We start from the raw sequence: 10,927 nt of genomic DNA on the forward strand, positions 1-10,927 counted from the left end.
GCAGGGAGTGCAGATATGAAACCTGTAGCAAGTATCAGTGTGATCGCCAGCCTGCTGGCTGACCCCAAGCGCAGCGCCATGCTGTGGGCCTTGATCGACGGTCTGGCCCGCCCCTCCGACGAGTTGGCCAGGATGACCGGCCTGACACCTTCTTCCACCTGCGCTCACCTTGGGCGCCTGCTGGCAGGGGGGTTGCTGAAGATAGAGGCGCGCGGGCGCAAACGGTATTTTCGGCTGGCAGCCCCGGAGGTGGGCGCCGCTGTGGAGGCGCTGGCCAGTGTGCCGGTGCGCGAGCATTTTCGTCAGGGCGTGCGTGTCAGCCGGGAGGCGCCGGGGATCCCGCTGGCGATGCGCCGCGCACGCTTGTGCCGTGACCACCTGGGCGGTGAGCTGGCGGCCGACCTGTACCAGCGCTTGCAGGAGGCCAAGTGGCTGGAGCTCTGCGACCGCCAGTTGGAGGTCAGCTCGCTGGGGCGCCTGCACTTTGCCGACTTTGGCATCTTCGTCGAGGCATTGGCACTGCGCGAGGGCAGAGCCTGCAGCGCGTGCAGTTGCTGCAGCGAGTGGAGCGAGCAGCGCCCGCACCTGGGCGGGGCTCTGGGCAGCAGCCTGCTCAGGCTTTTCGTTCAGTCGGGCTGGGTGCGCATGAACGGTGACTCGCGCGCCTTGCACGTCACCCCCGCCGGGTTGCGTGAAATCCCGCTGATTGCACAGTCGCCCATGCCGTTGGCGGTGGGGGAGTAGCCGCAGGTGGCGGGCAAGGCCGACCCACCGGTGATGGGTCGACCTGCCCGCGCAGAGGTCAGGGCTTGAGCAGGCGCGCATCCAGGCTGTTCTGCGCCAGACGCCTGGCCTGGTCCTGGGTCATGCCGAGGTGGGTATGCAGGGCATGGAAGTTCTCGGTCACGTAGCCACCGAAATAGGCTGGGTCGTCCGAGTTCACCGTGACCTTCACGCCACGCTCGAGCATCTCGAGGATGTTGTGTTCGCGCATGTGGTCGAACACGCACAGCTTGGTGTTGGACAGAGGGCAGACGGTCAGCGGGATCTGTTCGTCGATGATGCGCTGCATCAGGCGCTCGTCCTCGATGGCGCGCACGCCGTGGTCGATACGCTGGATCTTGAGCAGGTCCAGGGCTTCCCAGATGTACTCGGGCGGGCCTTCCTCGCCGGCGTGCGCGACCGTCAGGAAGCCTTCGCTACGGGCGCGGTCGAACACGCGCTGGAACTTGCTGGGCGGGTGGCCTTGCTCCGAGCTGTCCAGCCCCACGGCGATGAAGGCATCGCGAAAGGGCAGGGCCTGATCGAGGGTGGCGTGGGCCTCGTCTTCGCTCAGGTGGCGCAGGAAGCTCAGGATCAGGCCACTGCTGATGCCCAGCTTGCGCTGGCCATCCTTGAGGGCTGCGCTGATGCCGGCCAGTACCACCTCGAACGGGATGCCCCGGTCGGTATGGGTCTGGGGGTCGAAGAACGGTTCGGTGTGGATCACGTTCTGTGCCTTGCAGCGCAGCAGGTAGGCCCAGGTAAGATCGTAGAAGTCCTGCTCGGTGCGCAGCACGTCGGCGCCCTGGTAGTACAGGTCGAGGAACTCCTGCAGGTTGTTGAACGCATAGGCCGCGCGCAGGGCCTCCACATCGTTCCAGGGCAGGGCGATGCCATTGCGTTCGGCCAGAGCGAACAGCAGTTCGGGCTCGAGCGATCCCTCCAGGTGCAGGTGCAATTCTGCCTTGGGCAGCGCGTTAAGCCAGTCGTACATAGCGTGTTCTCATCAAGGTGCGGTTGCGCGCCATTCTACAGCGGTTGACGAGGGGCGGCGCGAAACCTGGCCGGATGGTCCGGCAGCAGGAAACCTTCCACAGCAGCTACAGTCTCTAGCCACACCCCTTCTGTTCAAGGCCGCCGATGCTCAAGCTACTGACCCAGGAAAAGCTCTTGCTGCTGGCCGTGGTGACCGCCCTGCTGGCCTGGCCATTGGAGCCGTTGTTGCTGGGGCACGGCCATGGCGTGGCGTTGTTGGCCGGGTTCGCGCTGGTGGGGGCGATCGTGTGCGCCTCGATGCGGGTTGCACAGCATGCCGAGCTGCTGGCGGAAAAGGTCGGCGACCCCTACGGCACCATGATCCTGACCCTGTCGGCGGTCTTGGTGGAGGTGGTGATCCTGGCCATCATGATGAGCAATGAGGCCTCGCCGACGCTGGTGCGCGACACCATCTACTCGGCGGTGATGCTCGATATCAACGGGATCCTGGGCCTGGCCGCGTTGATGGGCGGGCTCAAGCACGGCGAGCAGAGCTACAACGACGATTCGGCACGCACCTACAGCGTGATGATCATGACCGCGATGGGCGTGTCGATGGTGGTGCCCGAGTTCATCCCCGAAGCCCAGTGGCATCTGTATTCGGCCTTCACCATCGGCGCGATGGTGGTGCTGTATACGCTGTTTCTGCGCATGCAGGTGGGGCCGCACAGCTACTTTTTCAGCTACAGCTACCCGCAGAAGAAACGCCGCGACCCGGTGGCAGGGACGCCGGGCGGCCACAAGGCGCGATCGATCGCGATTCTGATTTCGGGGGTGGTGGTGATCGGCCTGCTGGCCGAAGTCATGTCCAAGACCCTGGACTATGGCCTGGAGGGCAGCGGAGCACCGCCGGTACTGACGGCAATCGTGGTAGCGGCCATCTCTGCCGCGCCAGAGATTCTCACCGCATTGCGCGCGGCGCTGGCCAACCGCATGCAATCGGTGGTCAACATCGCCCTGGGGGCCTCGCTGTCGACGGTGATCCTCACCGTGCCGCTGATGGAGGCCATGGCCCTGTACACCGGTCAGCCGTTCCAGATGGCCATGACCCCGGTGCAGACGGTGATGATCTTCATCACGCTGATCGTCAGCGCCATCAACCTGAACGATGGCGAAACCAACGCGATCGAGGGCATGACCCACTTCGTGCTGTTCGCCACGTTCATCATGCTGGCGCTGCTGGGCCTGTAGCTGCCTAGCCGGCGATCAGTTGCGCGGCGGCCTGGCGGTGATCGGCGATCAGGCCCTTCACGTCCAGCCCTTCGATCTGGCCATCGATCACTCGCCACCGACCGCCGACCATCACTCGGTCGGCCCGGTCGGCACCGCACAGCAGCAGGGCCGAGAGCGGATCATGGCTGCCGGAAAAACGCAGTTCATCCAGCTTGAACAGGGCCAGGTCGGCCTGCTTGCCCACGGCCAGCTCGCCGATGTCGTGGCGCCCCAGCAGCTGCGCCGAACCTCGTGTGGCCCAGCCCAGCACGCGCTCGGGGGTAATGGCCTCGGCACCGTAGCGCAGGCGCTGCAGGTACAGGGCCTGGCGGGTTTCGAGGATCATGTTGGATGCATCGTTGGAGGCCGAGCCATCCACACCCAGGCCCACTGGCGCACCCGCGTCGGTCAGTTCCACGGTGGGACAGATGCCCGATGCCAGGCGCATGTTGGAGCTGGGGCAATGGCAGATGCCGGTGCCGGCAGCGCCCAGGCGGGCAATCTCGTCGGGGTTGAAGTGGATGCCGTGGGCCAGCCAGGTGCGCGGGCCGAGCCAGCCGACACTGTCCAGATAGTCGACCGTACGCAGGCCAAAGCGCTGCAGGCAGAAGTCCTCCTCGTCGAGGGTTTCGGCCAGGTGCGTGTGCAGGCGCACGTCCAGCTCTTGGGCCAGGGTCGCGCTGGCGCGCATGATTTCGGGCGTGACCGAGAACGGTGAGCAGGGGGCCAGGGCGATCTGGATCTGCGCGCCCGCGTCACGCTCGTGGTAACTGTGGATAAGTCGTTGGCTGTCGGCCAGGATCACCTCGCCCTGCTGCACCGTCTGCTGCGGTGGCAGGCCACCATCGGCTTCACCCAGGCTCATGGAACCGCGGGTGAGCATGGCGCGCATGCCGAGTTTGCGCACACTCTCCACTTGTACGTCGATGGCGTTTTCCAGGCCGTCGGGGAACAGGTAGTGGTGGTCGGCAGCGGTGGTGCAGCCCGACAGCAGCAGTTCGGCCAGGGCTACCTGGGTCGCCAGCTCCAGCTTGGCCGGGGTGAGCCGGGCCCACACCGGGTACAGCGTCTTGAGCCAGGGGAACAGCGGCTGGTTGACCACCGGAGCCCAGGCACGGGTAAGGGTCTGGTAGAAGTGGTGGTGGGTGTTGATCAGGCCTGGCAGTACCACGTGCTCACGGGCATCGAAGGTCTGCTGGCAAGGTGTGGCGGGGGTTTGGCCGAGGCCGAGGACTTCGCGGATGATGCCGCCTTCGAGCACCAGGCCGCCACGGGCGTCGAGGGTGTTGGCGGTAAAGATGGCAAGCGGGTTTTTCAACCAGATACGGGTCGCAGGCATGGTGCCGGCTCCTCTGAAAGTGGGTTCAGGTTAGCCAGCTCAGTGTTGCCCTGTCTGCTGATCCAGGTCCGCCGCGGTGGGCGAAGGGCCGAGTCTACACCCACCGCGCGTCAGATCACCAGATCAGTTTTTCGCCCTTGTAGTTGATGAAATGCAGGCCACCCTTGCCGCTGTTGAGGGTGACCTGTTCAACCATCCCGCCGGTGCTGGTAGGCACGTCGATTTCAGCGCCTTCGCCGCCCATGTCGGTCTGGACCCAGCCCGGGTGCATGGCCAGCACGGTCAGGCCGGTGTCGCCCAGCTGCACGACGAAGCTGTTGATCATGGAATTGAGCGCCGCCTTGCTGGCCTTGTACAGGGCCAGGTCGGGCGCGTCGGGGATGCTCACGCTGCCCAGCACCGAGCTCATGAAGGCGATCACCCCACCCTTGTCGTTGAGCTGCGGGCTCAAGCGCTGCGCCACGCGAATCGGCGCGACGCTGTTGGTCATGAACAGCTCGCCAATATCCGCCAGTTGTACCCGCTCCGGGTTCTGGTCATCAGGGCCCTTGACCCCCGCATTGACGAACAGCAGGTCGAAGGTCTGACCCTTGAGGCGCGCCTGCAGTGCATCGAGCTGATCGGTGCTGTTCATTTCCAGGGTCTCGACCTGTACGCCGGGCACCGCGGCCAGCGCAGGGGCCCTGGCAGGGTCCCGAACGGTGGCGGTCACGTTCCAGCCCTGCTCGCGCAGGCGCTGCACAAGGCCAAGGCCCAGGCCACGGGATGCGCCAATGATCAGTGCGGTTTTGGGGGCGGTCATGGGATAACTCCGTACAGGTGGGCAGAGGATACGCAGCGTAGCATGGCCTGGAGGCTGCTCATAAAATGATCAATCGACGCTGAGCATTGGCCGGCAGGCCTTTGGCGCAGGCGCTCACGGTTTATCCACAGCTTGCTCCACAGTATTTGTGTGCAAGCGCCAGGCACGGTTTTGTGGCCATGGAGCCGGCCCTCGAGGACACCTGGCTGGGGATAAGTCACTGATTCGACGCCGCTTGATGGCCTGTCATCAAATCTTGATCAAAATATGATCGTTTCTCTGCGAGCCTTGATCCAGAAGGGCTGCAGCCGAGTGCTAAGAGGTTATCCACAGCCGGGCCCACAGTGGATGTGGGCAAGTGTCAGCGCCGTTCGAGCAGAATGCGCCCGCGGCTCAGGTCGGCCAGTTGTCGTTGCACCGGTTCGATCTGCTCCTCGCCAAGCGCCAGCAACAGGTCGACACCGTTGGCGGTGAACTGCTCGTCCATCACCAGGCCGTCGGCTTCGGCGACGCGTAGCTTGAGCAGGGCCAGTTCGCTGAATGCGCAACTGCAGTGCAGCTCGACACGGCTTACCAGCAGGCGCTTTTCGGCCTGTTGCAGGCACTTGTTGGCGCCACCGCCATAGGCCCGGGCCAGGCCACCGGTGCCCAGCTGAATGCCGCCGTACCAGCGAATCACCAGCACCACTACCTGGTCGCAGTCCTGCGCCTCGATGGCTGCCAGGATCGGGCGCCCGGCCGTACCGCCGGGTTCGCCGTCGTCGCTGCTGCGGTATTGCGCCCCCAGTTTCCAGGCCCAGCAGTTGTGGGTGGCGGCCAGGTCGCTGTGCCGTTCGATGAAGGCCTGGGCCTCGGCCGGGCTGCTGATGGGGCCGGCCAGGGTGATGAAGCGGCTCTTGCGGATCTCTTCGCGAAACTCGCAAGTGTCCAACAGGGTAAAAGGCATAAGCAGGGTTCAGTTCGGTGGGGTCAGGCCACAGCCTTTGAGGATGATGTGGATAAGGTTGTTGCTGGCGTCTTCCATGTCCTGCTTGGTCAGGCGGCTGCGGCCGGTTACCTGGCAGATCTGTGTGGAGAAGTCGGCATAGTGCTGGGTGCTGCCCCAGAGCAGGAAGATCAGGTGTACCGGGTCGAGGCGGTCCATCTTGCCGGCATTCATCCAGCTTTCGAACACGGCGGCCCGGCCCTTGAACCAGTCGCGGTAGTCCTGGCTGAAGTAGTCGGTCAGGCACTGGCCGCCGCTGATGATCTCCATGGCGAAGATCCGCGAGGCCTGCGGGTTGCGCCGCGAGAATTCCATCTTGGCGCGAATGTAGCGGCTCAGCGCCTCGGCCGGGTCGTCGTCGGCACTCAGGGTGTTGAAGGTGCTGTCCCACAACTCGATGATGTTGCTCAGCACCGCCACGTACAGGCCCAGCTTGTTGGTGAAGTAATAGTGCAGGTTGGCCTTGGGCAGCCCGGCGTTCAGCGCGATGGTGTTCATGCTGGTGCCCTTGAAGCCGTGACGGGCGAACTCGTCTTCGGCAGCCTGGATGATGGCCTGCTCGTTCTTCTGGCGGATACGGCCGGCAGGCCTGGCAGCCTGGAGGCGGTGTGCGGGGACTTCGAAGGTCATGGGCGATTCCGGACAGAGCGGGGTAGTGTGGCACATGCACTGATAACCCAGCCATGGCAGTCGGGCAAGCGCTCATCGGCGAAAAAGCCGATAAACCGCATCAGCGGGTGGCCGCCAGGCTGTCCAGAAAGCTCTCGAGCACCAGGTGCGGGCGCCGTCCCTTGCGGGTGACCCAGCACAGGCTCAGGTCATAGAAGCGTTCGTCGGGTTTGAGGGCGCGCAGGCGCCCCTGCTGTACCCAGGCGTTGGCGTAGTGGTCGGGCAGGTAGCCGATGTAGCGCCCGGTAAGAATCAGGAACGCCATGCCTTCGCGGTCCGAGGCGCTGGCGGTGCAGTGCAGGTCCTGATACTGGGCCTGGATCTCGGCCGGCAGGCGGAAGGTGGGGGTGATCGCGTCCTGGCTGTTGAGGCGGTCGTCGTCCAGCTGGCGGTCATCGGCATAGAACAGCGGGTGCCCGACCGCGCAATAGAGCAGTGAGCGCTCACTGTACAGTGGCTGGTACTCGAGCCCCGACAGCGGGCTGGTCTGGGGGACCACGCCGACGTGCAGGCTGCCGTCGAGCACGCCCTGTTCGACCTGGCTGGGAGCGATCATGCGGATCTGGATGCGTACCTCCGGCCCCCGGTCCTTGAGCTGCGCCAGGGCATGGGTGATGCGCATGTGCGGCAGCGTCACCAGGTTGTCGGTGAGGCCGATGTTCAGCTCGCCGCGCAAGTGCTGGTGCAGGCCGTTGACTTCGGTGCGAAAGCTTTCCAGCGCGCCGAGCAGTTGCAGTGCGCTCTGGTACACCTCGCGGCCCTCTTCGGTCAGCGAGAACCCGGCACGGCCGCGCTGACACAGGCGCAGGCCCAGGCGTTGCTCCAGGTCGCTCATCTGCTGGCTGATGGCCGAGCGGCCGATGCCCAGCACGTTCTCGGCTGCGGAGAAGCCGCCGCATTCCACCACGCTGCGGTAGATTTTCAACAGGCGGATGTCGAAATCACTGACCTGCGCAAGCGGCTCCGGGCGACGGCTCATAGTTTAGTGTCCAGCTAACTGAAGATTAGAAAAGTAGGCTTTTTCAGACTTTATCCCCGTGACAACTTAACTGCAACAACGTTTGCCTCCCTCATGTTGCTCATTGCCTTGCGAGGTTTGTCCCATGAATCTGCCTGAAAACGCTCCCCTCGGCCTTGCCAGCCAGCTCAAGCTGGATGCGCACTGGATGCCCTATACCGCCAACCGCAACTTTCAGCGCGACCCGCGCCTGATCGTCGCCGCCGAAGGCAGCTACCTGACGGATGACAAGGGGCGCAAGATCTATGATGCGCTGTCGGGGCTGTGGACCTGCGGCGCCGGGCATACCCGCAAGCAGATTCAGGAAGCGGTGTCGCGTCAGCTGGGTGTGCTGGATTATTCGCCGGCCTTCCAGTTCGGCCACCCGCTGTCGTTCCAGCTGGCCGAGAAGATCACCGACCTGACCCCGGGCAACCTGAACCACGTCTTCTATACCAACTCCGGTTCCGAATGCGCCGATACCGCGCTGAAGATGGTGCGTGCCTACTGGCGCCTCAAAGGCCAGGCGACCAAGACCAAGCTGATCGGCCGTGCCCGTGGCTACCACGGCGTGAACATCGCCGGCACCAGCCTGGGCGGCGTCAACGGCAACCGCAAGATGTTCGGCCAGTTGCTGGATGTGGACCATATTCCGCACACCCTGCTGCCGGGCAACGCATTCAGCAAGGGGATGCCGGAGGAGGGCGGTATCGCCCTGGCCGACGAGATGCTCAAGCTGATCGAGCTGCACGATGCGTCGAACATCGCGGCACTGATCGTCGAGCCGCTGGCCGGCTCCGCCGGTGTACTGCCACCGCCCAAGGGCTACCTCAAGCGCCTGCGCGAGATCTGCGACCAGCACAACATTCTGCTGATCTTCGACGAAGTGATCACCGGTTTTGGCCGTATGGGTGCCATGTTCGGTGCCGACGCCTTTGGTGTGACGCCCGACCTGATGTGTATCGCCAAGCAGGTTACCAACGGCGCCATCCCGATGGGCGCGGTGATCGCCAGCAGCGAGATCTACCAGACCTTCATGAACCAGCCGACCCCGGAATACGCGGTCGAATTCCCGCACGGCTACACCTACTCCGCGCACCCGGTTGCCTGCGCTGCCGGCCTGGCTGCACTCGACCTGCTGGAGAAGGAGAACCTGGTGCAGTCGGCTGCCGACCTGGCACCGCATTTCGAACGTGTGCTGCACGGAGTCAAGGGCGCGAAGAACATCGTCGACATTCGCAACTACGGCCTGGCCGGTGCCATCCAGATTGCCGCGCGGGACGGGGATGCCATCGTGCGTCCGTTCGAGATCGCCATGAAGCTGTGGAACGCCGGCTTCTATGTTCGCTACGGCGGCGACACCCTGCAGTTCGGCCCGACTTTCAACACCACCCCGCAAGAACTGGATCGCCTGTTCGATGCGGTGGGCGAAGCGATCAACCAGGTCGGCTGATCCCTCTCTTTATATAAGCAGGCGCGCGGTGCCGCGCCTGAACCCCCTTTCTGGAGTTCTGCATGAGCATTGTTCAGCATCTGATCCACGGTGAAATGGTTTCCAGCGGTGAGCGCACCGCCGATGTGTTCAACCCGTCCACCGGCCAGGCGGTACGCAAGGTGGCGCTGGCCAGCCGGGAAACCGTGCAGCAGGCCATCGATTCGGCCAAGTCGGCATTCCCGGCCTGGCGCAATACCCCGCCGGCCAAGCGGGCACAGGTGATGTTTCGCTTCAAGCAACTGCTTGAGCAGAACGAGTCGCGCATTGCGCAGATGATCAGCGAAGAGCATGGCAAGACCCTCGAGGATGCGGCGGGTGAACTCAAGCGCGGTATCGAGAACGTCGAGTTCGCCTGCGCTGCCCCCGAAGTGCTCAAAGGCGAATACAGCCGCAACGTGGGCCCGAACATCGATGCATGGTCCGACTTCCAGCCGCTGGGCATCGTTGCGGGGATCACCCCGTTCAACTTCCCGGCCATGGTGCCGCTGTGGATGTACCCGCTGGCGATTGCCTGTGGCAACTGCTTCATTCTCAAACCGTCCGAGCGCGATCCGAGCTCGTCGCTGTTCATTGCCCAGCTGTTGCTGGAAGCCGGCTTGCCCAAGGGCGTGCTGAACGTGGTGCATGGCGACAAGGTGGCGGTGGACGCGCTGATCGAAGCCCCAGAGGTCAAGGCGCTGAGCTTTGTGGGCTCCACGCCGATTGCCGAGTACATCTATGCCGAGGGCACTCGTCGTGGCAAGCGTGTGCAGGCGCTGGGTGGTGCGAAGAACCACGCGGTGCTGATGCCCGATGCCGACCTGGACAACGCGGTCAGCGCACTGATGGGCGCGGCGTACGGTTCGTGCGGTGAACGCTGCATGGCAATCTCGGTAGCGGTGTGCGTGGGTGACCAGGTAGCCGATGCACTGGTGGCCAAGCTGGTGCCGCAGATCAAGGCGCTGAAGATCGGTGCCGGTACCAGTTGCGGCCTGGACATGGGGCCGCTGGTGACTGCGGCTGCGCGCGACAAGGTGGTTGGCTATATCGATGACGGCCTGGCCGCCGGTGCCGAATTGGTGGTGGACGGCCGCGGCTACAGTGTTGCGGGGCATGAGCAAGGTTACTTCGTGGGCGGTACGCTGTTCGATCGGGTCAGCCCCGAGATGCGTATCTATAAGGAAGAGATCTTCGGCCCGGTGCTGTGTGTGGTACGGGTGAACAGCCTCGAGCAGGCCATGCAGTTGATCAACGATCATGAATACGGCAACGGCACCTGCATCTTCACCCGGGATGGGGAAGCGGCGCGTCTGTTCTGCGACGAGATCGAAGTGGGCATGGTGGGGGTCAACGTTCCGTTGCCGGTGCCGGTGGCCTATCACAGCTTCGGTGGCTGGAAGCGCTCGCTGTTTGGCGACCTGCATGCCTACGGCCCGGATGGCGTGCGCTTCTATACCCGGCGCAAGGCGATCACCCAGCGTTGGCCGCAGCGCGCCAGCCATGAAGCATCGCAGTTCGCATTCCCAAGCCTTTGAGGTCGGGCTGAAAGGAGGGAGGCCGCAAGGCCTCCCTCTTTTGTTTTTCAGCGTTTTTGACCGATGTGACAGATTTATTGCGAATAGCGCTTGACGGGTTTCCAGAAGTCTTTATAC

The 10,927-nt window shown here is 64.0% G+C and carries 10 protein-coding genes; 4 read left to right on the forward strand and 6 right to left on the reverse strand.

Annotated elements, in window-relative coordinates:
- Positions 1-15: 15 nt before the first annotated feature.
- Entirely contained in the window at positions 16-744 is a 729-nt protein-coding gene (locus DN387_RS25475) for a helix-turn-helix transcriptional regulator (protein WP_043860961.1), read from the forward strand.
- A gap of 58 nt (positions 745-802) precedes the next feature.
- Here DN387_RS25475 and DN387_RS25480 read toward each other — a convergent pair whose 3' ends face one another.
- A complete protein-coding gene (locus DN387_RS25480; protein ID WP_054916632.1) occupies positions 803-1,756 on the reverse strand; it encodes an adenosine deaminase in 954 nt (317 codons plus the stop codon).
- A 146-nt stretch (positions 1,757-1,902) separates the two neighbouring features.
- On the opposite strand from DN387_RS25480, the gene DN387_RS25485 reads away from it, so the two are divergent.
- A complete protein-coding gene (locus tag DN387_RS25485; RefSeq protein ID WP_043860963.1) occupies positions 1,903-2,988 on the forward strand; it encodes a calcium:proton antiporter in 1,086 nt (361 codons plus the stop codon).
- Positions 2,989-2,992: 4 nt separating this feature from the next.
- On the opposite strand, the gene DN387_RS25490 is transcribed toward DN387_RS25485, so the two are convergent.
- From DN387_RS25490 to DN387_RS25510, 5 genes are all read right to left on the reverse strand, one after another.
- The gene (locus DN387_RS25490) at positions 2,993-4,348 is read right to left on the reverse strand and encodes an 8-oxoguanine deaminase (protein WP_054916631.1); all 1,356 of its coding nucleotides are present in this window, start codon (positions 4,346-4,348) and stop codon (positions 2,993-2,995) included.
- 115 nt (positions 4,349-4,463) lie between these two features.
- Positions 4,464-5,150: an SDR family oxidoreductase gene (locus DN387_RS25495; RefSeq protein WP_043860965.1), complete on the reverse strand. Its 687-nt coding sequence runs from the start codon at positions 5,148-5,150 to the stop codon at positions 4,464-4,466.
- 361 nt (positions 5,151-5,511) lie between these two features.
- Entirely contained in the window at positions 5,512-6,096 is a 585-nt protein-coding gene (locus DN387_RS25500; RefSeq protein WP_043860966.1) for a YigZ family protein, read from the reverse strand.
- A 9-nt stretch (positions 6,097-6,105) separates the two neighbouring features.
- Positions 6,106-6,765 (reverse strand): TetR/AcrR family transcriptional regulator, encoded by a 660-nt coding sequence (locus DN387_RS25505; protein ID WP_043860967.1) that lies wholly within the window; start codon positions 6,763-6,765, stop codon positions 6,106-6,108.
- Positions 6,766-6,865: 100 nt separating this feature from the next.
- Positions 6,866-7,783 carry a LysR family transcriptional regulator gene (locus DN387_RS25510; RefSeq protein ID WP_054916630.1) on the reverse strand — a complete coding sequence of 306 codons (918 nt, stop codon included), beginning with the start codon at positions 7,781-7,783 and terminating at the stop codon, positions 6,866-6,868.
- A gap of 124 nt (positions 7,784-7,907) precedes the next feature.
- Here DN387_RS25510 and DN387_RS25515 point away from each other — a divergent pair, with 124 nt between their 5' ends.
- Positions 7,908-9,254 carry an aspartate aminotransferase family protein gene (locus tag DN387_RS25515; protein WP_043860969.1) on the forward strand — a complete coding sequence of 449 codons (1,347 nt, stop codon included), beginning with the start codon at positions 7,908-7,910 and terminating at the stop codon, positions 9,252-9,254.
- Positions 9,255-9,316: 62 nt separating this feature from the next.
- Positions 9,317-10,810 (forward strand): CoA-acylating methylmalonate-semialdehyde dehydrogenase, encoded by a 1,494-nt coding sequence (locus tag DN387_RS25520; RefSeq protein ID WP_043860970.1) that lies wholly within the window; start codon positions 9,317-9,319, stop codon positions 10,808-10,810.
- Positions 10,811-10,927: the final 117 nt, after the last annotated feature.

Source organism: Pseudomonas sp. FBF18 (assembly GCF_024261405.1).
GTDB lineage: Bacteria > Pseudomonadota > Gammaproteobacteria > Pseudomonadales > Pseudomonadaceae > Aquipseudomonas > Aquipseudomonas palmensis.